Source organism: Pseudomonas sp. JH-2 (assembly GCF_036231725.1).
Taxonomy (GTDB): Bacteria; Pseudomonadota; Gammaproteobacteria; order Pseudomonadales; family Pseudomonadaceae; genus Pseudomonas; species Pseudomonas delhiensis.
The window spans coordinates 16,231-36,834 of the sequence record NZ_JAZAQP010000060.1 but is presented as its reverse complement, the minus strand read 5'-3'; the positions used below and the strand labels follow the sequence as shown (position 1 = coordinate 36,834).

The 20,604-nt window shown below is 68.3% G+C and carries 14 protein-coding genes; 1 reads left to right on the top strand and 13 read right to left on the bottom strand.

Translation table 11 applies throughout. The features are described from left to right. Window positions 1–75 precede the first annotated feature (75 nt). Window positions 76–885 carry a hypothetical protein gene (locus VV867_RS27600; RefSeq protein ID WP_109937047.1) on the bottom strand — a complete coding sequence of 270 codons (810 nt, stop codon included), beginning with the start codon at window positions 883–885 and terminating at the stop codon, window positions 76–78. 66 nt (window positions 886–951) lie between these two features. Here VV867_RS27600 and VV867_RS27595 point away from each other — a divergent pair, with 66 nt between their 5' ends. Then, the gene (locus VV867_RS27595; RefSeq protein WP_371921192.1) at window positions 952–1,257 is read left to right on the top strand and encodes a hypothetical protein; all 306 of its coding nucleotides are present in this window, start codon (window positions 952–954) and stop codon (window positions 1,255–1,257) included. Between the two features lie 26 nt (window positions 1,258–1,283). Here VV867_RS27595 and VV867_RS27590 read toward each other — a convergent pair whose 3' ends face one another. From VV867_RS27590 to tssJ, 12 genes are all read right to left on the bottom strand, one after another. Further along, window positions 1,284–4,616, bottom strand: a complete 3,333-nt coding sequence (locus VV867_RS27590; RefSeq protein ID WP_328568096.1) for a DEAD/DEAH box helicase family protein — start codon at window positions 4,614–4,616, stop codon at window positions 1,284–1,286. After that, window positions 4,616–7,717, bottom strand: coding sequence for a site-specific DNA-methyltransferase (locus VV867_RS27585; RefSeq protein ID WP_328568095.1), 3,102 nt, complete (start codon window positions 7,715–7,717; stop codon window positions 4,616–4,618). The genes VV867_RS27590 and VV867_RS27585 overlap by 1 nt, the downstream gene beginning before the upstream one ends. 427 nt (window positions 7,718–8,144) lie before the next feature. After that, window positions 8,145–9,218, bottom strand: a complete 1,074-nt coding sequence (gene tssA, locus VV867_RS27580) for a type VI secretion system protein TssA (RefSeq protein ID WP_442965055.1) — start codon at window positions 9,216–9,218, stop codon at window positions 8,145–8,147. A 13-nt stretch (window positions 9,219–9,231) separates the two neighbouring features. Beyond that, on the bottom strand, window positions 9,232–9,405 hold the full coding sequence (locus VV867_RS27575; protein WP_328568093.1) for a hypothetical protein: 174 nt from the start codon (window positions 9,403–9,405) through the stop codon (window positions 9,232–9,234). A gap of 53 nt (window positions 9,406–9,458) precedes the next feature. Beyond that, window positions 9,459–9,710 (bottom strand): hypothetical protein, encoded by a 252-nt coding sequence (locus tag VV867_RS27570; protein ID WP_328568092.1) that lies wholly within the window; start codon window positions 9,708–9,710, stop codon window positions 9,459–9,461. Between the two features lie 87 nt (window positions 9,711–9,797). Further along, window positions 9,798–10,304: an Hcp family type VI secretion system effector gene (locus VV867_RS27565; protein WP_089394267.1), complete on the bottom strand. Its 507-nt coding sequence runs from the start codon at window positions 10,302–10,304 to the stop codon at window positions 9,798–9,800. A gap of 161 nt (window positions 10,305–10,465) precedes the next feature. After that, window positions 10,466–12,940 (bottom strand): type VI secretion system membrane subunit TssM, encoded by a 2,475-nt coding sequence (gene tssM, locus VV867_RS27560; RefSeq protein WP_328568091.1) that lies wholly within the window; start codon window positions 12,938–12,940, stop codon window positions 10,466–10,468. After that, window positions 12,937–13,860, bottom strand: coding sequence for a type VI secretion system-associated protein TagF (tagF, locus tag VV867_RS27555; RefSeq protein WP_328568090.1), 924 nt, complete (start codon window positions 13,858–13,860; stop codon window positions 12,937–12,939). Before tagF ends, tssM begins: the two co-directional genes overlap by 4 nt. A 34-nt stretch (window positions 13,861–13,894) precedes the next feature. Beyond that, entirely contained in the window at window positions 13,895–17,788 is a 3,894-nt protein-coding gene (locus VV867_RS27550) for a type VI secretion protein IcmF/TssM N-terminal domain-containing protein (RefSeq protein ID WP_328568089.1), read from the bottom strand. 31 nt (window positions 17,789–17,819) lie between these two features. Then, window positions 17,820–18,533, bottom strand: coding sequence for a type IVB secretion system protein IcmH/DotU (gene icmH / locus VV867_RS27545; protein ID WP_425262423.1), 714 nt, complete (start codon window positions 18,531–18,533; stop codon window positions 17,820–17,822). Beyond that, window positions 18,530–19,873, bottom strand: coding sequence for a type VI secretion system baseplate subunit TssK (gene tssK / locus VV867_RS27540; protein WP_328568088.1), 1,344 nt, complete (start codon window positions 19,871–19,873; stop codon window positions 18,530–18,532). The genes icmH and tssK overlap by 4 nt, the downstream gene beginning before the upstream one ends. Then, complete coding sequence (gene tssJ / locus VV867_RS27535; protein ID WP_328568087.1) at window positions 19,870–20,604, bottom strand: type VI secretion system lipoprotein TssJ; 735 nt, start codon at window positions 20,602–20,604, stop codon at window positions 19,870–19,872. Before tssJ ends, tssK begins: the two co-directional genes overlap by 4 nt.

The window sequence follows — 20,604 nt, the reverse complement described above, 5'->3', positions numbered from 1 at the left end:
TTTCAGCGCTTCGTCGCTGGGAGTGGTGCGCATTATAGGGACTTCAGAATGCCCGTCAACGACTTTTTGAAACTTTTATTTCGACGGCATTCTTTCCTGCAGCAGCGAGACCAGCGAATCGAAGTCGTTCATCTGATAGAGCGGCAAGTACAGCTTCCTGACCGCGCCCCTGACCTGCCCCGCCGCCCCTATGTCGCCACTGACCACCTTCCTCTTATAGGCGACCTGCTCGTCCTGGTGCCGGTACACGTCTTCCGCCGACATCCAGAACACACCCTTCACGCAGGGCAGGTCGTACCAGTAGACATAGGCGCACTTGTGCACTCCCGGGCCGTTGACCACCAACTCTCGCTGGGCGTCCAGCTTGCCGGCGACGTCCAGCGTCATCGAGTGGGAATAGCACTCGTAGGCCGGGTTGACCTTCTTCGAGATCAGCAGGAAGGGCCGGAATATGACCTTGAACTCCATCAGCAGCAGGACTTCGCCACTTTGCACATGCCGTACCTGGAAATCCGGCATGTGCAGTTCCTGCTGGTCGGCCCTTTCGACCACGAGCCCCGGAACCAGGGTATCCAGGACCTGCTGTAAGTAGGATTCGAACACCGCCTCCAGTTCATTGCCCAGGTCGATGTCCGGGTTCTTGTCTATATGCTTGAGCGTGGAGAGGTGGAAATGCTCGCACTCGCGGCAAACCTTGTCGCCGGGCCTTTTCCGCGCTGGCGCGCCCTGTGCCTGGTCGAGGTACATCGTCTGGTAGTAGTGCCGCGACTCCGGCTGCCAGGCGAGCAGCCTGGAGTGCGCCGCCGGGACGCGGGCGACCAGCCCCGGCGGCAGCGATTCCAGCAGGTTCTGGTACAGGTTGCAGGCCTTCCATGGATTCGACATGCGAACATCAACTCCCTACAATCGACGCCCCTCAGCCATGCTACACGAAGAGATCACACGTTCTTCATGATCAAGCTGCTCAACACCTACGAAGACCGCGACGAGGCGGAAGCCGCCGCCGAGAAGCTGACCGGCCCCAAGCGCCTGGCCAGCGAGCGCGACGACACCACCACCATCTACAACCTCTTCGGCGCCCCGACCTGGGGCAACTTCCTCCGCCTGGGCATGTACAACCTGGAGGAACTCAAGACCCTGCTGGCCAACCGGGAAAGCTGGAACAGCGCACAGCAGGCGCGCCACGCCGAAATCGCCGGGACGCTGGCCATCGTGGCCAAGAACTACGAGATCGAAGTTCCCGCCCACTGGCTGTAGCCCCCGGCCACAGCCTGCCCCCCCCCCTACCCTATCCTCGCGAACATCTTCTCCAGATAGCCGCCGGCGCCGTCCTCCATGAACAGGATGTGACGGTCTTCCAGCTCCGCCTTCGGGCAGTGCTCCGCGACGTTCAGCAGTTCCGCATAGGGCGTCGGCGACAGCACGAAGGCGTTGAGCACCAGCGCCTGCTCGCCCGGCAGCGTGGCCTGGATCGATTTGACCTCCCTGTACAGCCCCAGCTTCGGATGCGCCAGGTCCAGGTTGCGCAGCCCCTTGGGGTCCACGAAGGTCAGCCACTGCTGCCCCGTCGCGTCATCCACCAGCCAGAGCAGGAAGTCGGGATAGAAGTTGCCCGCGGTGGCGAAGCCCAGCCCCTTGTCCTGGGTGGCGGCGTTGCGCAGCAGGTAAAGGCTGCGCGAGCCGATGGCCTTCCTGCCCGCGGGCGAGCCGTGGAAGGCCTCCAGGTCCCTGACGAACGCCCACTCGCTGGGCGCGTCGAACGCCAGCGGGCGCAGCTTGAACGGAACGGCGTCCTTGTCGTCCAGCGACAGCAGCGGGTAGTACAGGTGACGGTCGAAGCTGATGGCCACCATGTGCGGCGCGCTCCACTGGCCGGCCTGGTCGAGCCGCCCCTGCGCCACCAGCGCCTTCAGCTCTTCCAGCTTGCGGAAGTACTCCAGGCCCTGCTCGCTGCCCTCGATCTCGAAGCGGTAGCCCTTGAGCATCGAGCCATGCCCGCCGTCCAGCTGGACCACGTCGTAGAACTGGCCTTCGTAGCCGCTCTTCAGGGCCTTGTAGAAGCGCTCGGTGTAGTCCACCAGCAGGCGCAGCAGTATGTCTTCCTGCTTGCGCACGTCGGCGTAGCCGGTGATCGCCAGCTCGCTGGCCGGGATCAGCAGCGTGTACCAGTCGGCCGGCCCCTGGCAGAAGTCCACCAGCTTCTGCCGGTCCAGGCGCAGGTTGCTCCAGCCCCGCTGCAGCTTGCAGTTCTGCAGCTCGATATAGATGCGGTCCCAGTCGAACAGGCCGAACAGCGCCGGGTCCAGCTTGCCCCTGTGCCGCGCCTGCGCCGCCGTGCCCGCCGTCGCCGTGGTGCTCAGCGCCTCGATGCGCGGATACAGGTCCAGCGTCACATGGGGCAGCTTGACCTTGCCGGCGAATGCCGCGGGCACTTCGTACAGCCAGGGGAAATGGGTGCGCTTGAAGCCTTTCTTCTGGTTGTCCTTGTAGCCGTCCTTGAGCACCAGGGTCCTCAGCTTGCCCTGCGGCAGGTTGGCCCGGGTGGGGAGGTCCAGCTCGATCAGCTCGTCGCTGGGGGTGATCCCCTCCTCCTTCAGGTAGTCCTTGAAGGCCGCGATGTAGTTGGCGCGCACCCCGAAGATGTTCAGGGTTTCCAGCTTGTCCAGGTGCAGGCCCTTGGGGCGCTCCTGGGGGCTGGTGCGCTTCAGCGAGAAGCCCTCGCCCTTCAGCCGCACGCCGCGGCCGAACAGCTGGATGATCTGCGAACCCTCGCCCTGGCCCATGTTGAGCAGGCCCATGGTGGATACGCGCCAGCTGCTCCAGCCCTCGGTGAACTTGCGCGAACCGACCAGCACGTTCAGCCGGCTGTCCTTGTGGTTCAGGGTGCCGAAGAGCGCGCCGCTGAAGTCGTCCGCCTCGCTGTCGAAGGCCGCGCAGGCCTCGGCCTGGCGGAAGAAGCCGGAGTCGTCGCCGATGTTGATCAGCGCGAAGGGTTCGCCATCGCCCACCCGCAGGGCCAGCTCGCCCTTGCTGTTGCGGATGTTGACCAGCTTCAGTCGCTGGCGGGCCGGGGCGTTGAACACCCGCTGGAGGATGTCGGCGTACAGCTCGTCGATCCTGTCGCTGTAGCCCAGCAGCGGGGCGAAGCGCCCCTGGAAGATGTTGTTGCCCTTGGCATCCAGCAGCTGCGCCTTGTCGTTCACCAGGTCCGCCAGCCAGGCCTTGATCTGCGCCTCGCGGTTGAGGAACTCGGCGAGGAAGGTCACCACCTCGAGGATGTCCGAATCCTCGTCCGCCACCTTGTTGCCGACGAACACCCACAGCGGCTTCTCGATGTTGAAGTCCTGCAGTTGCTCGCGATGGCGGCTCCACAGCCAGGACTGCTGGTAGAAGGCCAGCAGGCAGGCGGCGAAATACTTGTAGGCGTTGTCGCCCTCGGCGTAGGCCTCGCCGTTCATGTTCAGGATCAGCGAGTCCTTGCCGTAGCCATCCTCGTAGAAGAACTTGTACGAGTAGTCGAAGAGGATGCACTTGGCGTAGACCTCGCGGGTCGCGGTGATGCGCGCCTGGCGCAGCTCTTCCGCGGACAGCGCCAGCTGCGCCAGTTGCGCCTCGTCCAGCTTCTTCAGGCTGGCGGTCTGGAACAGCATCCTGGCGCGCTTCTTCTTCAGCTCGTCCTCCGCCGCGTCGACGGTCAGCCCCTTGGCCACCGCCTGGCCGAAGGTGGCCGAATACTCGAAGGCGAAGCCGCCGCGCACCAGGGCGTCGCGCCGGCTCATCCAGGCCCCCGCGGCGGTTCCGGTGCCGCGGTGGCCTTCGTCCACCAGCACCAGGTTGTTGCCTTCGAAGGCCTCCACCGCCACGGTCTTGTCGCCCATCTCGTCGCCGAGCTTGTTGATGTCGATGATCTCGATGGTGCCGCGCGGCGGCGTCTGGCTCTTGTTGAAGTACTGGGCGAAGCCGAATCCGGACAGGTGCAGCTCTTCCAGGTGCTGGCGCGACAGGCCCTCGTTGGGCGTGAGCAGGATGACCTTGCTCGGGTAGCGGTCGGCGTTGCCGGCCTGGAAGTAATGCAGGTACTGCAGGATGTTGACGTGCAGCAGCAGGGTCTTGCCGCTGCCGGTGGCGTTCCAGAAGGCGATCTTGTTCAGGTCGTCGGCGTCGAAGTCGCGGAACGGATCGGCGCCGGCCTCCCCGCGGTAGGCCGCCAGGGTCTGGTTCAGGCCATCGAGCAGCGCCTCGCGGCGGTTGAAGTACCAGTCCAGGTAGATCTCGGTGAACAGCAGCGACAGGTACTGGAAGTACTTCATCTGCAGTTCGTGGCCTTCGCGCTTGTTGCGCTGGGCGGTGATGCGCTGCCAGTGTGCGACTATGTTCAGGTCGTAGCGGCGCAGCTCCGCCTCGCCGATGCGCTGCGGCTCGAAGAGGTTGCCGGCGAGCTCGTGGAAGAACAGCGTCTGGCCGTCGTCGTCGATGCCCTCGTGGCGGTCGTCGCCCAGGCGCAGCTTCAGCGCCCCCAGGCTGCCGCCCTTGAAGAAGCCCAGCATCCAGCGGTTGAGCACCAGCTCCTGGTGGAAGCTGCGCTTGCCGGCCGCACCCCGTGGTGCACGCGCCATCAGAGCGCCTCCACGGCGAACATGCGTTCGAGGAATTCCGGCTCGATCTGGCGCAGCCTGAGCTCGCGGGTGGCGCCGCCCTCCGCCGCGGTCTGGGTGAGCACCGTGGGGATGTTGTGGTCGCCGTTGAGGTAGATGACGTCGAAGCGGCTGTCCGCCGGGTCGATCGCCAGTTCCTCGCAGAGCCGGCCGATGCCTTCGTAGTCCAGGACCTCGCAGTCACGCCAGAGCACCAGGCAGCGCTCCCCGCCCGGCAGCGTGCCGGTGACCTTGACGAAGCCGCGCTCCAGCTGCGCATCGACCTGGCCGACGCGCAGGCCGAGGAGGTAGTTGAAGGTCTCGACCAGGTCCACCGGGCGCCGCTCGAAGGCGCCGGCGGAGTCCACCGCGATGTCCATGGCGTAGTCGAACGGCTTGCGGAAGTCGCCAATCGACAGCAACGAGGCGCGGCTCTCGACGTTCAGCATGTAGCGCAGCAGGTAGTCGTCCCGCGCGTGGTCCGGGAGGAAGCCGAACAGGTCGCCCACCGCCGGCGGCCGGGCGAGCTGGATGTTGTTCAGGGCGTCCTCGTAGCTCTCCAGCTTGAGCACCTTGAAGCAGCCGGACAGCCCGGTCTGCGGCGCCGTGGGCTCGCCGTCCTTCCATTGCGCGGAATAGATGGCCTTGATCGCCCGCGGCTTGGTCACGCTTTCGAAGTACTCGCCCTGCTCCACCAGGATGAAGCCGAGCCTGGGCTCCAGGCCGGCGGCCCGGGCCTCGCGCCGCAGCTCGATCACTGCGTGGGCGGTGGTGCCGCTGCCGCCGAAGTAGTCGAGCACCAGGGCCTGCTCGTCGGCCTGGACCGCCAGGGAGATGCACTTCTTCACCAGGTGGATCGACTTCGGGAAATCGAAGCGCTTCTCGCCGAGCATGTCGATGAGCAGGCTGTTGCCGTACTTGCCGGCATCGAATTCGCCACCGCTCCAGACGGTCTTGGGCACGGTCTGCTCGTGGGTGACGAACAGGTCCCAGTCGTCGCCGACCTTGCGCGCGGCGATGCGCTCGAGGTTCTGGCGGATGGAGTCGAGGCCGAAGTTCCAGCGCCGCTCGACACCGTCCTGGTCGATCGGCCACACCTCGACGCGCCCGTCCGCCAGCAGGACGTTCCTGCCGGCCGGGTGGAAGTCGTCGTCCGGCACCGTGCCGACGTCGACGACGCGGCCGTCCAGGACGTAGATCGGGTAGAACGACGGCCGCCGGTCGATGCGCCGGGAGTTCTCGCCCCAGCGCCGCATCTTGCGCGGGGTGTCGTTCTCTTCCAGGGTCCTGGCGATGCTCGACAGCCCGTCGCGGGTGAGGAACAGGGCGTACTCGTGGGTGCGGTTGAAGTTGCGGGTGATCGAGCCCTTGGGGTTGTGCACCACGGTGACGCGGGACAGCGTGTGCTCCGGCGCCACCTGCTCCATCACCTTGGACAGGTTGACCATCTCGGAGTCGTCGATCGCCACCGTCTTCACGCCATCGTAGCGCAGCAGGCCCATGCCCTTGACCAGGCGGTCCTGCATCAGGCTCATCCAGGATGAGTGCTTGTACTCGTTCTTGTAGAGGATGGGCGTGGAGTTGGTGTTGTAGGGCGGGTCTATATAGATGTACTTGACCTGCTCGCGGTAGCGCTCCTGCAGGAAGCTCAGGGCCTGGAAGTTGTCGCTGTGGACGAAGATGCCGTCGACGCTGCCGTCCAGGTCGGAAAGGGAAGCCAGTAGCCGCGCCTTGAAGGCGGCGTCGTAGAGGCTGGTGTCGAGCATCCGGAAGGGGGCGTTGCGCAGGTCCTGCTCGGTGCCGTTCGCCGCGCCCGTCCAGAGCCCCAGCTGGCGCCACTGTTCCCACTGCCGGGGGTTGGCGGCTATCGCCGGGTACAGCGCTTCCGGCACCCGGTCCAGGGTGATGCAGTAGTGGCTGGAGACCACGAACTTCTTCTTCAGCCACAGCTTCTTCTGGAATTCCTCCAGCTGCGCCAGGAAGTCGATCAGCTCCTGGGCGATGGCCCGAAGGCACTGCGTCATGCGCAGGCTCTTCTCGATGTCGGCGATGGCGGTGGCGTTCTGCAGGTCGTCCAGGTGCAGGACTTCGCTCTTGATGTAGAAGTCCAGCTCGCCGCGCAGGAAGCGGGCCAGGTCCTTGTGGATGAAGTAGTCGGCGGTGTTCTTGCTGGTGTAGTCGGTGAGGTTCTTCTCCAGCAGCGTGCGCTGCGGGTTCTTCTCGGTCGGCTCGCGCCTGGCCAGCTCGGCCCAGCGCGCCTTGACCGCCGCGTCACCCAGCACGGTCTCCACGGCCTTGCCGATCAGCGTCTCCTGCCTGGTGCCCTTGGCCACCGGCCGGTACTCGAAGCGCAGCGTCAGCAGCGGCTGGCCGTCGGCCCCGTCGCTTTCCTCGATGGGGCGCAGCGCTTCGTCGTACTCATGGCCATGCTCGTCGGTGCGGCTCACCGTCATGGGCTCGATCAGCGCAAAGCGGCGCTCCTTGTCGTTGTCCTTGCGGTTGTCCTTGGCGGTGTCGGCGGCCACCAGGCGGAAGTGCACGGTACGGCCGTCTTCCAGGCGGAAGCTGTAGTTGGCGAAGTTCTCGCCGCTCTTGGTGTAGTACTGGTCCTTGTTGGCCCAGTGCAGCATGACTTCCTCGCCGGCGTAGGGGATGGCATAGGTGTCCCCCTTGTAGCGGCGCTGGCTGACGAAGTCACCGTTGTTGTAGTAGCGGCCGAAGAAGGTCAGCAGGTGGCTGAAGACGGCGTTCTCGTGCTCGGAGGCGCCGGCGCCTGCCTCTTTCAGCCGGGCCCGCAACGCCTGCACCCGCGGTACGCTTTCCGGGCTCACGCCGAGCTGCTGGGCACTTTTTTCCGCCTCGCGCAACTCGTTTTCCAGCTGCTGCAGGCTGGCGGCGCTGCCGGCCGCCAGGCTCGCCTGGATCTTGCCCGGCAGGCGCCGCTCCAGGTAGTCGTTGATCTCGCCGGCACGGGCATTGAGGATGCGGTAGACGCCGAAGTCCAGCTCCGGGCGGTCGATCTGGAAGATCTCGCGCAGCTTGGCGACCAGGGCCTGGTGCTTGGGGTTACGGATGTCGCTCATGACTTGGCCTTTTTCAATACCGCTGTATCTGTCCGGGTTCACCGCCGGGGAAACGCACACCACGCCCGCTGCCGGGTTCGGCGGTGCGGGCGCTGACTATGCTCGGGAGGCACGCACCCGCAGGCCCGCGCCGCGGTGGCGAGGCACTTCGGCGGCATGACGACCGGGGTGGCAGGCGGAAATCGGGATTCAGCTCCCTCTGCGATCCGGCAGGCAGTGAATCTCAACTGACTTGCGATTGGCAACCTGGGCAGCGCCCTGCCAATCCAAACCGTTGATCTTACAAGAGAAGCGCAGCGTTCGCGACCGCTGGCGGGCGGCTGCCGCAGCGGGTACGGGCGCGGCCCCCGCCGTGCGGCATTGCGCCAGCCCCGCCGGCGGACAAGCGGTCGGGGCGCCCGCCGGCCCGGCCATGCGGGGCCGAGGTTCAGGACTCCTGGGTGCCCAGGGTGTCGCGGATGCTGTCGATCACGCCGCCGTCCTTGATCACGTCGCGCAGCCAGGCGTCCAGGGGCATGCCGCCCCACTTGATGGCGCGCTCCACCAGGTAGGGGATCGGGCTGTGCGGCTCGTGCTGGCGGAAGTACTGGGCGACGTTGCCCAGCAGCGCCAGGGCCTCCTCGCGGCTGCGCGGCATGCCGTTGACGGCAGGGGCGGCGGCCGGCGTTTCGGCGGATGCGGGCCGGGCGGCCGGCGCGGCTTCGGGTCCGGCGGCCGGGGCGGGATTGGCGCTGATGTCCACGTTGCGCTCCTTGAGCAGGCGCTCCAGCAGTTGCTGGCAGCGCTGCAGCACGTCATCGAGGTTGCGGAAGGAAGGCGCTTCCTGGCCGAACAGGCTGTCGGCCCTGGCGCCGAGGCCCTGCAAGGCGACGAGGCAGGCTCCGATCCGGGCATGCTGGGCCTGCAGGTGCGCGGTGTCGGTCAGCACCACGGCGCGCTGGAAGATCTCCGCATTGATCTTGCCGTCGGCCAGCGCGGCGCTGGCGGCATCGGCGTTCTGCCGGGCCAGGTTTTCCACCTGGCGCGACTCCTCGTAGGCCAGCAGGCTGTATGCCTGGCCCTGGGTCAGCGGCAGTTGGCTGGCCACCTCGGCCAGGGTGCTGTCGAGCCAGCCCAGGCGCGTGGCGCGCTGCTCGATGCCCTCTTCCAGTTCGGGGAAGAGGCTGTCCCAATACGTCTCCAGCAGCCGCGTGGCCAGCGCCAGGCCGTGCTCCACGCCGGCGAAGCCATGGCGCCGGGCCAGGCCCTCGGCCAGCCAGGCGACCAGCATCAGGTCCTTGCTGCGGCGGGCGATGCCCTCCCCGGCCAGTTCGATGACCTGCTCCCAGTCCGCCTGCTTGAGGTCGGTCTGCCAGTCGCCCTGGGACAGGTACTGCGGGTCGGCGCGGCGCGCTTCCTTGATCTGGTCGAACAGCTCGGAAAAGCTCAGGTCCTCGCCGGCGCCACCGTCGATGGGGGCGGCCAGGACGTCGAGGGACAATGAGGGAGGTAGCTGCATCATGATGCGTGATATCTCAATCCGGTGGGGTGTCGCGCCGGCCGAAGCGTGGGCCGCGACCATTGCCGAACAGGGCGGCGATGCCGATGGCCAGCAGGATCGGGAAGGCGTATTCGCCCGTCAGGTTGAAGAACAGGTGGGCCGTACCGGCCACTGACAGCGCCAGCAACAGAAAGGCCACGTTCTTCATTCCAGAACGCCTGCAACGGGTGTCGGGTAGGGTTCAAACGATGCATTCATTGCCTACAGCTGCTCCACTTTCTTCCGCGCCCCTTTCTCGGTGTACAAACCCTTGTTTTCCGGCAATTGCTGGAAGCGCTTGATGGCGATGCCCATGTAGCCCTCGTCGCGGAGCCTTCGTATATCGTCCAGTGTGGTTCGTGCGGGGCTCGGGAACTTGCCGCGCCGAATCTGCACGAGGTCGTAGAGCTGCCCGCAGCACCATATGGCCAGCGTGATCAGGGCAAGGGTGGCAAAAAGTTCGCCTACAGCCATCGCGCCACCTCTAGGAACAGGTTGAATGAAAGTGGAAGCCTCCCGGCGGCCGAAACCGCCGGGAGGGCACATTGCAGGCCTGTCCTGTCAGGAATAGACCTTGTTCATCGAGCGGTCCCAGCCGCCGGCGACGTTGCCGCCGCCCGCGCCGTCGGCGCGCTTCTGCTGGGTGTAGGTGGTCTTGATGCGAGCGAAGTTGAAGGTCACCACTTCGGTCGGCAGGTCGCCGGACTCGGCGTCGTTGGCGGCGCCGGTGTGGTTGATCGAGGACACCACCACTTCCTCCAGGGTGATCTGGTAGTAGGTGACCTTGTCACCGCCGGCGCGGTTGACGTTCAGCACCACCTGCTTGAGGTGCTGGCCCTTGCAGCAGGCTTCGAAGAGCTTGGCCGAGGCCTTGTCGACGAACTTGCGCACGGTGAAGTCGCTCAGGTTGACGCGCTCGGAGGAGGCGCCGCCGGCGGAGCTGGCGGTGGCCGAGGTGGCCTGGGTGGCGCCGTAGTTGTAGCCGAGCACCTCGATCCAGTCCTTGTGCTTGTCGTCCAGGGCCTCGCCCGGAATGCCGTCGATCTTCAGGAAAGCATCAAATGCCATGTCGCATATCTCCATATCTAAGTGAATCGGGCTTCCATCGAACTGCTCAGATCGTCGCCCTACGTTGAAACCCCTATCCGTAGAGAGGCTCCGTCGGCACCGCGGCCATGCCCCGGGGCACGGCCATCGGCATTTCTTCCCGCCCGCCGTGGCGGCCCGGCTCAGTTGAGCGCACGGACCTCGATCTCCACGCGGCGGTTGGGTTCAAGACACTCGATCAGCCGCGCCCGCGGCATCTGCATGTCGCACTTCACCAGCGGCTTGGCGCTGCCCTCGCCCACCGCTTCCATGAGTTCACCGGGCACGCCCTTGCCGGCCAGGTAGGTCTTGATGGTCTGGGCGCGCTGCAGCGAGACCTTCTGGTTGGAGTCCGGGTCGCCCAGCTGGTCGGCATGCCCGGCGATCACGATCTTGCCCACGTTGGGCGTGCTCAGGAGCTTGCCGGCGATGGCGTTGAGCTGCCGCTGGCCGCCGGCCTTGAGGCTCTGGAAGTCGGCGCGGGCGAAGGCGAACAGGGTGTCGGACTCCAGGGTGATGGTCTCGATGGCGCGCAGCGACTGCGAGCGCAGGCTGTTGATGTAGTTGCGCGAGCTGGACACCAGGAAGGCGTTGTCGAGGATCCGCGGCACGTCCGGCTGGCGGATCTGCTCGGCGTAGAAGTCGATCTGCCGGCTGGCGTACTGGTAGTCGGGCGCCTCGCGGTCGCTGCCGCCGACCTGCGCGGCGATGGCCGGGTACCAGTAGTCCGGCAGGTGCGCCTTGAGGAAGGCCGGCTCGGCCTTCTCGCGCTGGGAGCGCGAGAGCATCACGTAGGTGTCCAGCGCGGCCTCGCCGAAGTCGGCGATGGACTGGGCGCGGTTGTCCGCCGGCAGCGCGCGCGGCTCGACGCTGTCGACGCCGCTGACCGGCGCCAGCTCGCGGGCGTTGCGCTGGTAGACCTTGATGCCGGTGAGCAGGTACAGGGTGCGCGTCAGGTTCTGCGCGGTGGGCTCGAGCATCACGCTTTCCAGGCGGGCGAAGTAGCGCTCGCGCAGCAGCGGCTCCACGGCATGGCCCTGGTACAACCCCAGGCGCATGGACAGCGGCACGCCGTCGTCGTGGTGCCGGTTGAAGTAGTGCGCGGTCCACTGGCGCAGGCCGTCCAGGCTGCGCCACTGGGTGAAGCGCCCGGCGTCGTTGCGGTCGGCCTCGGCGGCGCTGGCCAGCTCGCTGCCGATGTCGCGCAGCTGGGCGTGGTTGTTCCAGTACGACCAGCCCCAGGCGCCGCACAGCAATGCCGCCAGCGAGGCGGCCACGCCGACGCCGATGGCCTTGCGCCGGCGCTCGCGGCGGTTGCTGGTGTACAGCGCCACCAGGTGCTGGTCGGGAATGATCACCTTCTGGAACAGGCTCGGGATGAACAACGCCTGCGGCCGCGCCGTGGCGCCGCCGGGCTCGCCGTCGGCCTGCAGGGCGAAGCGCGCGGTGACCGCGCCGGCATGCACGCCATGGCGCATCTCGCGGCTGTCCAGCGCCGAGGTGAAGTAGAAGCCGCGCAGCAGCTCGGCGCTCTGGTAGGGATTGGCGCGCAGCAGGGTGGCGACGAAGGCCTGCAGGCGCGGGCGCAGCGCTTCCAGTTCCAGCGGCAGGCGGTACACCGACGGGTCCTCGCGGGTGAGACGGATGTCCTGCTCCACCAGTTGCTGGTGCGCCACCTGCTTCCAGTACTGCACCAGGGTCGCCATGGCGTCGTCGAAGCGCCGGCCCCAGTCGGACTGCTCGAAGCCCTGGTGGGCGAAGGTCTTGCCCATCACTTCCTCGCGCCGCGCCGGGTCCAGGCGCTGGTGGAACTCGCTGAAGCCCGGCAGCAGGTCGCACTTGGTGAACACCAGGTAGATCGGCAGGCGCGCCTCCAGCAGCTGGTGCGCTTCCTGTATGCGTTCGCGCAGGCGCTTGGCCAGTTGCTCGCGGTCGTCGTCGGCGCCCTGCAGCAGGTCCTCGATGCTCACGGTCACGATCAGGCCGTTCAGCGGCCGGCGCTGGCGGTACTTGCGCAGCAGGGCCAGGAAGCCGCGCCACTTGCCGGCCTCCTCGGGGTTGTGCATGTAGCGCCCGGCGGTATCCAGCAGCACCGCCTCGGAGGCGAAGAACCAGTCGCAGTTGCGCGTGCCGCCCAGGCCGGCGACGCGCACGCCCTCGCGGTCGGCATAGGGGAAGTTCAGCCCGGACTGCGCCAGCATGCTGCTCTTGCCCGCCGCCGGCTGGCCGATCACCAGGTACCAGGGCAGCGCGTAGAGCGCGTCGCGGCTGCGCCGGCCGCGGCCCTTGGCGCCGAGGCGCTCCAGGCTCTGCAGCAGGCGCTCGCGCAGCAGGCCGATCTCCTCGCGGTCCTGCGGGCTGGCCGCCAGCACGGCCTGGTCGGCGTCGTCGCGCAGCAAGGCCTCCAGGTCATGGGACGGCGCCGCCACGCCGCGGTACAGCAGCAGCACGTAGAGCGCCGAGAGCACCAGGAACAGGGCGATGCCGGCGAGCAGGCTGGGCAGCGAGGCGAAGCCCAGCAGCAGGCCCAGGCGCCAGACCAGGAAGATGGCCAGGAAGAAGGCCACGCCAAGGACGTAGGGTTGGTACTTGAGGAAGTAGTAGCGGATCTTGTTCATACCGGTTGCGCCTCCTCGGCCGGGGCGAAGCGCGCCAGGTAGTCGCGCAGCGCCAGGCCTTCGTCGGGCAGCTCCAGGGCTCGGTGGTGTTCGTTGAAGTCGGCGAAGCTCTCGAGCAGGTCGTAGCGCTCCTCGCGCCCGGCCACGCCGGTGAGCAGGCGGTACAGGGCGTCTTCGCCGCGGCCGGTGAAGCACAGCAGCTCCGGGCGCATGAAGTCGTCGACCAGCAGGCTGGCCACGGGGATGGCGCCGCCGGCGAAGCGCGCCAGCCAGGTGCACCAGAGGTCGGCCACCGGGCGCTTGAGCCAGCGTTCGGCCGGCAGCGGCAGGCGCAGCACCAGCGCCCGGCCCTCGGCCAGGGGTGCGCGCAGGGCATGCAGGCGGTGCAGCAGCGCGCTGGCGACGAATTCCGGGTAGGTGTTGGCCAGCGCGGCGGCGATGTCGCGCAGGTTGAAGTCGGCGAGGAATTTCTCGTGCACCCGGCGGTACAGCGCCAGGTCCTGCTCGCCCCAGGGCCGCAGCGCCTCGATGCGGGCGAACAGCTGCTGCGCCTCCACGCCCTGGCGCGCCTGGTTGAGAAGGGGCGTGACCTGCCCGGCGAACAGTTCGCCCAGGGTGTGCGGGGCGACGAAGCCCTGGGCGTGGCCGCCGCGGATGCCCTGGAAGACCAGGAACGGATAGCGCCGGCCGCTGGCGTCGCGCGAGCTGGCCAGGCCGCCGAACAGCCAGTTGCCCGAGCGGGCGCGGAAGCAGAAATGGCACAGCGGCAGGCGGTCGAAGCGCTCGCGCCAGTCTTCCACGCCCTGCAGGCGGCCCAGGCCGGCCTGCAGCCAGGCGTCGAACTCGCGCACCTCTTCCGCCGCACCGTGCAGGCTGACGAAATCGGCCGCCGCCGGCAGCTTGCCGAAACAGCCGATCATGGGCGCGCCCCCTCGCCCGCCATGGCCGGGCCCCTCACAGGCGCCCCGCCTGGCCCAGCGAGCCGAGGGCCTTGACGTTGGCCAGGTCGGTCATCTTCACCCCGCCGTAGTTGCGCACCAGCAGGCTGACGTTGCCGGCGCCGGTGCTCCAGGTGAAACGCTGCTGCACCTCGTCGACGTTGCTCACGCGGGCGCTCTCGCTCATCTTCAGCAGGCCCCAGCGGCCCGGGTAGTCGAACACCGTCAGGCGCTGCCCGGAGAGGGTCACCACGTCCAGGCGCGCGCCCGGGGTGCTGGTGCTGCCCGGCCAGGCGAAGCGGCTCCAGCTGCTGCGGCCGTTGCGGTAGTGCTGCTCCTGGCCGTCCAGGGTGAAGACGATGTCGGTGAAGGCGCCGGAGGGTTCGAGCATCACCTCGAAGCCGTTGTCGCGGTCGGACAGGCTGGCGATCACCTCGCCCAGCGAACTGGCGCGGTCGATGCCGCTGACCAGGCGCGGGTCCACCAGCGGCGCCTGCTGGCCGTTGCCCATGCCCAGGCCTTCGCCGCCGGAGAGGTTGCCGATCTCGTTGCGCTTGAAGGCCGGCAGCAGGCCGCTCTGCGGGTCGACGAAGCGCTGCAGGTCCTTGACCGAGGCCTCGTTGGCGCTGCCCGGGGCGATCGGGTAGCGGTGCGCCAGCACCTGGTTCCAGGGCCGCGCGATCTGCTGCGTCCAGGCCTGGGCGATCTGTTCGCCGGCCGGCTCGCGCAGGCTGTCCCAGCTGTACTGCAGCGGCGCGATGAAGAGCTTCTGCAGCGAGGCGGACAGGCCGCCCTGGCTGGTGTCGATGCTGGTCTCCACATAGTTGCGCGCACCAGCGAACTCCGAGGGCCCGCCCTCGAGGGTCTCGCTGATCAGCGCCTTGCTGCTCTTGCCCACGTCCTGGGAGCGCTGGACGTTGGCCAGGCGCACCTTGAGCCGGCGCAGGGAGGCCAGGTAGCGGTCCATGACGGTGCTGTCGGCGCCTTCGGGGTTCTCCCGGGCGAACAGCCGCGCCACCGGCTCGAAGCGCTTGGCCAGGCTGCCGTCGTCGACCTTGGGCAGCGGCGTGCTCATCTGCTTGGCGGCGGCCTCGGCGTCATCGCCGAACACGCCCCTCACCCGCGTCCAGAAGCTGTCCTCGACGGCGCTGGCGACCTTCTGCGCCGGCTTCTCCGGCTGGTCCCAGCTGGTGTTGCGGTCCACCGCCGCGAGCAGCAGCTTGAGCGGCGAGTTCTGTACGTCGCTGTACAGCGACAACTGGCGGGTCGCGCCCTGCATGTCGCCGAACTGGCGCACCCCGGTGCCGGCCAGGAAGCGCATCCAGACCTCGGCGTAGTCGGCCTTGTAGCGGGCCATCAGCTCGCGCATGAAGTTGGCCTTCTGCACCAGGCCGTCGCTGCCCTCGCCGTCGAGCACCCAGTCGGATTCGTTGCGCAGGTCGCCGGAAAGCAGCTTGATCAGCTCCGGGCGCAGGAACTGCTCCCAGCCCTGGCGGCTGTAGAGCGCCGGGATCGCCTCGCTGGAATACAGCAGGTTGCGCCCGGGCAGCGGCACCAGGTCGTTGAGGGTCAGCGCGGGGAACTGGCGGTCGGCCTCCAGTTGCAGGCGCAGGTATTCGCGGTCCACCAGCGAGCTGGCGCGCATGAAGGACTTGAGGTTCTGCCGCGCCTCGGCCACCAGCTCCTCGTTGCGGCGCAGCGCCGGCGCCTCGCCGGCGCGCAGGTAGCGCACGTACATGGCGCTGTTGGCGCGCACCACCGCGGGGTCGAGCTTGTCGCCGCCCTCCCCGGCCTGGGCGCGCTCCCAGGCCCGCGGCAGCGCGGCGGCGACGAAGTCGGCGTCGGCGTGCTGTTCCGGGCGGGTGAGGATGAGGTAGAGCTTGAGCGCGTCGTAGGCCTCGATCAGCGAAGCCACCTGGTGTTCGTCGAGACGGTCGAGGACTTCCTCGGACAGGCTCAGGCCCGCTGCGGCGGCGCGCTCGCCGGAGGCGTCCGCGGCCTTGCCGGCGGCCAGCTCGGCCAGGGCGCCGCGGCGCGCATCGCGGGCGGCTTCGCGCAGGCGGCTGCCCGCTTCGCCACGCAGGCGCGAGCCCAGGTCGCCGACGCTGCGCGGCACACCGCCCAGGTTCGGGGCGGCAGCGGCATTGCCCTGGCGCGCCTGGCGCAGCGCCGCGGCGGCGGCATCGCTGCCACGGCCCTGGTCCTTCCCGGCCCTGCCGGCTTCGGCCGGCGCGCTGGCGGTGGCGCCCAGGCTCTGGGCGAAGTCGTCGAGGTTGCGCAGGCGCCGTTGCAGTTCCCGGCCCACCGGTTCCAGGGCCTGGCGCTGCAGTTGCTCCAGGTAGGCCCGTTGCAGCGGCGCGCGCAGGTCGTCGCCGGCATACAGGCCCGCACCCTGGCGCAGGGGCACGCCGTTCTGCCGCTGGTTGTCGACCTCGGCCAGGCGGGTGCGCAGCAGCTCCAGGTCCTGGGCCGGGTCCTGGCCGGCGCCGCCCAGCTGGGCGCGCAGGCCGTCGAGCCAGGCGCGGTTGTTGGCGAACGACCAGCCCTGCCAGGCGGCCAATGCCACCCCTGCCAGCACGGCGACGGCCAGCAGGCTCGGCGCCAGCGCCTTGCGCTTGCCCAGGCGCGAGTAATAGAGGCTGAGGTCGCGGTCGGGGAAGATCACCCGGCGGAAGGTGTCGGTGATGAAGTAGCTGCGCTCGCCGATGCGCCGCGCCAGGCTCTCGTCCGGGCACTCGGCGGCGTCGGCGTCCAGGGCGAAGTGCTCGGCCACTACTTCCTCCAGCAGCGGCGGCAGCACCTGGTCGGTCTGCAGGGCGCTGGTGAAGTACAGGCCGCGCAGCACCGCCGGGGTGCGCTGGCGCGCGGCGCTTTCGAAGCTCTCGAGGAAGTCGCCGAGCAGCCCGGACAGTTCGCCCAGGTAGCGCGGGAACTGCAGCAGGCTGGCATCGGCGCGCCCGCCCAGGCCGTCGATCTGCGCGCCGACGTGCCGTTCCAGGCTGGCCAGCAGCGCGCCGAACTTGTCCTGCAGGGCGCCGCGCAGGCCGCGCTGGCGCAGTTCGCCGAGGCCGAAGGTGATGCCCAGCGGCTGCTGGCGGGCGCTGGCGTCCAGGGCGTCGAAGGCCTGGGAGAAACCGGGCAGCAGGTCGACCTTGCTGAGCATCAGGTAGATCGGCGGGTTCACCCCCAGGCACTGGCTGTAGGTCTGGATGCGCTGTGCCAGGCGCTCGGCCAGCTCGCCACGCTCGTCATGGGAGGCGGCCAGCAGGCCCGGCAGGCTGACCACCAGCACCAAGCCGTTGATCGCCGGCTTGCGGCGCTGGCGGCGCAGTAGCTTGAGGAAGTCGGCGAACTCCTGGGCCGACTGGTCGTCGGTGAGGTAGCGGCCGGCGGTGTCGATCAGCACCGCTTCCGGGCTGAAGTACCAGTCGCAATGCTGGGTACCGCTTTGCGCCGCGCTCTGCCCGGCGATGCTGGCCGACAGGCCGGAGCGCGTCAGCAGCGAGGTCTTGCCCGAGGCGGACATGCCCACCACCAGGTACCAGGGCAGGTCGTACAGCGCCGCCTTGCCGCCGCCCCCGGCCGCGCGGGAGGCGCGCAGCAGGGCGATGGTGTGCTTCAGGCGCTGCTGCAGCACCTGGGAGTCGCGGAACTCGCCGCCGGCGCCGGCGCTGCGGTCCACCTCGAGCTGCACCAGGTTCTCGATGTTGCGCTCGGCGCGGATGCGCCGGTACTGGCGCAGCACCACCAGCAGCAGGCAGAAGGCGCTGAACAGCGCCATGGCCGCCAGCACGCTCTCGCGCTGCGGCAGCCAGCGCGGCAGCACGAACCAGCACAGCAGCATGCCGACGAGCCACAGCAGCGGCAGGGCGAACCAGAAACTCTTGAGTGCGCGGAATATGACTTTCATGTCTTCCTGACCTGATCGATGAAGGCGGCGCTCACTGGCCGAACAGCGCGTCCAGTTGCCCGGCGAGCGTCGCCACGTCCTTGCCCAGCAGCCAGTCGAGGGTGAAGTAGAGGGCCGCGCAGAACAGTGCGATCAGCCCGACGTACACCCACAGCGGCACCTCGTAGCGGATCATCTGCGAGACCTGGTCCGGCAGCGCCCAATCCGGCGCCAGGGCGCGCGGGGCCTTGCGGTAGCGGGCGATGTCCTGGCCCAGGGTGTTGGCGATGTAGCGCAGCTGGTCCTTCTGCTCGAGGCTGAACTTGCCCTCGAAGCCCAGCGCCAGGCACAGGTGGTAGATCTCCAGCACGTCGAGGTTGGCCTTGACGTCGGCACGCAGCGCCTCGAGCTTGTCGAAGAAGCCCTCCCCGGCCAGGTGCACGCCGAAGTACTTGAACTGCAGCGGGTGCAGTTCGACGTGGCTGCGGATGTTGCTCTGGCCGGCGTTGAGCACGCTTTCGTCGAGGAAGGCGCACAGCGCGTACTGGGTGTCGCGCACCTGCTCGACGCTGTAGCCGGCGGCGCGGGCGTTGCGCTCAAGGCCGGCGAAGAAGTCGTCGACGCTGGCCAGGAAGCGCTCGACGCTCTGCGCCTGGCGGCCGCGGCGAATCATCAGGGCCATGGACAGGAAGTCCCTGGCCAGGTCCTTGAGCGTGGGTTTCTCGCCCTGCTGCAGCAGGGTCGCGGGCATCACGGCTTCGTTCATTTGAGCACCGCCATCAGTTCGAGCTTGAGGTTGGCGAACGCGCTGGGCACGTAGAAGGCGATGGCCTGGGCGTCCATCATGCGCTGGTAGACGCGGCCGTGCGGTTCGATGGAGAAGTAGTGGTTGTCCAGGCGCACCGGAATGGCGCTGGGCAGGCGCGTGGCGTGGTTGAGGGTGGCGCCGGGCATGGCGGTGTTGACCACCACCTCGATGTCTTCCGGCGAGCCCACCTTGAAGGCCCGCGGCACCAGCTCCAACAGGCTGGCGCCGGGCATGTCGGCGTGCACCGAGATGTAGAAGTCGGCCTCGGCCAGGCGCGCGTCGTGCAGGCGGCCGACGTAGTAGGACGGCTTGGTCTGCTCCACGGCGATGGGCACGTACTGGTTGGGCACCACGTTGTCCAGCAGCTCGCGCAGCAGGGCGTCCAGGCGCAGCAGCGAGGCCGCCGGGTCGTCGTGGTCGTAGGGCGGGATGTCCTTGAGCTGGATGCTCAGCGAGAAGGTCAGCAGGCTGCCGGCCAGTTCGGCGAGGAAGCGGTAGAGCTGCTCGGGGTGCAGCCGCGGGTGCTGCAGCAGGTGCGCCAGCGCCGGGTAGGCGCGGTTGACCGTGAACAGCAGCCAGAACAGGGTGACGTCGCTGGAGCCGAACTCGGCGATCTGGTCGGCGCGTTCGCGGCGCCGCCCCGACAGCGCCTCGCTCTTGGCCTGGAGTACGCCGAGCAGGCGCCGGGCGATGCCCAGCAGGGTGTCGTGGGCGCCCAGGTGCAGGCTGGGGTGGACGAAGTGGCTGTCGAGGTTGAAGCCGCCGGCGTTGTTGCGCACCAGTCTGGCCAGCGGGCAATAGCTGAAGCCGTCGAGGTCGTCGCCCTCGATCAGCAGCACCACGTTCAGGCGCAGGCTGGTGATCTCGTTCTCCAGGTCGCCCTCGTTGAGGTCCGGCAGGGTATCGAATTGCTTGCGGAAGCGCCGCGCCCCCTGTTCGGTGGCGCCGTCCTCGACGTAGTTCAGGCCATAGGGCTCGGGCCGGCGCAGCGCCGCGTAGACCTTCAGGTCGCTTTCGCGCAGCAGGCCCTTGAGGTCGCGGGCGGCCGGCAGCGGGTCCTGCTGCGGGGCGTCGTAGAGGGTGCCATCCGGGAACACCAGCTTCAGCCGCGACAGTTGCAGCACGCCGCCGGCCAGCGCTTCCTCGTCCAGTTCCAGCAGCTGCACGCCCCAGTGGAAGGGCGTGCCGCGCAGGGTGGCCTGGGCCAGCTGGTGCTGGTGGAACTCGTCCTGGTACTGGAAATGCTGCGGCAGGAGGAACATGCCCTCCGACCACATCACCCGACTGCTCTTGCTCATAGACTGCCTTCCAGGGCTGAGTTGACCTTGCTTTCCAGCGCGTCGCGCGCGCCGTTCTCGACACTTTCGCCGGCGGCGCGCAGGGCGCTGTCGCCGGCCTTCTGCAGCAGTTGCGCGGTGGCGCCCTGCTGCTCCACCGGGGCGCCGGCGGCCAGCTGGCGCGCCGCCGGGTCGTCGAGCACGTCGGTGCCCCGGGCCACGGCCACGCGGCTGCCGTCGAGGTAGATGCGCGCCCCGTCGCCGGAGGAGAACAGCACGCTCTCCTTGCGCATGGAGTCGGCGGCCACGGCCACCTTCCAGCGCGTCTGGCGGGTCTCGCGGAAGAAGGCGGCGACGCCGATGTAGCGGGCCTCCAGGGCCATGGGCCACTGCTCCACCTGGCCCATGCCGGGCAGCAGCGTCAGCTCGCGGGCGTCCAGCAGGGTGTTGCCCAGCGCCACCTTGGGCTGGTCCCACAGGGCATCGGCATCGGCGCTCAGGAAGCGTTCCAGGGAGTTCAGCTGGTACACCCGCACCACCACCGACAGCGGCTTGCCGTCCGGACCGGGGTTGAGGTCGTTGCCGCCGTCGACGGTGAGGGTCACCTTGTCGCGGTCGCTGAACAGCATGTCGCCGGCCCAGGTGTCGTCCATGCGCTTGCCCACGCGGTCCATCACCCCGCAGGCGGAGAGACTGGCGGCGAGCAGCAGCAGGCCGGCGAGGCGCAGTTTTCGGGAAGCGTTAAAAGTCAT

Coding starts and splice junctions, on each gene's coding strand:
- VV867_RS27600 (WP_109937047.1), bottom strand. CDS start 885: ATGTCGAATCCATGGAAGGCCTGCAACCTGTACCAGAACCTGCTGGAA.
- VV867_RS27595 (WP_371921192.1), top strand. CDS start 952: ATGATCAAGCTGCTCAACACCTACGAAGACCGCGACGAGGCGGAAGCC.
- VV867_RS27590 (WP_328568096.1), bottom strand. CDS start 4,616: ATGGCGCGTGCACCACGGGGTGCGGCCGGCAAGCGCAGCTTCCACCAG.
- VV867_RS27585 (WP_328568095.1), bottom strand. CDS start 7,717: ATGAGCGACATCCGTAACCCCAAGCACCAGGCCCTGGTCGCCAAGCTG.
- tssA (WP_442965055.1), bottom strand. CDS start 9,218: ATGATGCAGCTACCTCCCTCATTGTCCCTCGACGTCCTGGCCGCCCCC.
- VV867_RS27575 (WP_328568093.1), bottom strand. CDS start 9,405: ATGAAGAACGTGGCCTTTCTGTTGCTGGCGCTGTCAGTGGCCGGTACG.
- VV867_RS27570 (WP_328568092.1), bottom strand. CDS start 9,710: ATGGCTGTAGGCGAACTTTTTGCCACCCTTGCCCTGATCACGCTGGCC.
- VV867_RS27565 (WP_089394267.1), bottom strand. CDS start 10,304: ATGGCATTTGATGCTTTCCTGAAGATCGACGGCATTCCGGGCGAGGCC.
- tssM (WP_328568091.1), bottom strand. CDS start 12,940: ATGAACAAGATCCGCTACTACTTCCTCAAGTACCAACCCTACGTCCTT.
- tagF (WP_328568090.1), bottom strand. CDS start 13,860: ATGATCGGCTGTTTCGGCAAGCTGCCGGCGGCGGCCGATTTCGTCAGC.
- VV867_RS27550 (WP_328568089.1), bottom strand. CDS start 17,788: ATGAAAGTCATATTCCGCGCACTCAAGAGTTTCTGGTTCGCCCTGCCG.
- icmH (WP_425262423.1), bottom strand. CDS start 18,533: ATGAACGAAGCCGTGATGCCCGCGACCCTGCTGCAGCAGGGCGAGAAA.
- tssK (WP_328568088.1), bottom strand. CDS start 19,873: ATGAGCAAGAGCAGTCGGGTGATGTGGTCGGAGGGCATGTTCCTCCTG.
- tssJ (WP_328568087.1), bottom strand. CDS start 20,604: ATGACTTTTAACGCTTCCCGAAAACTGCGCCTCGCCGGCCTGCTGCTG.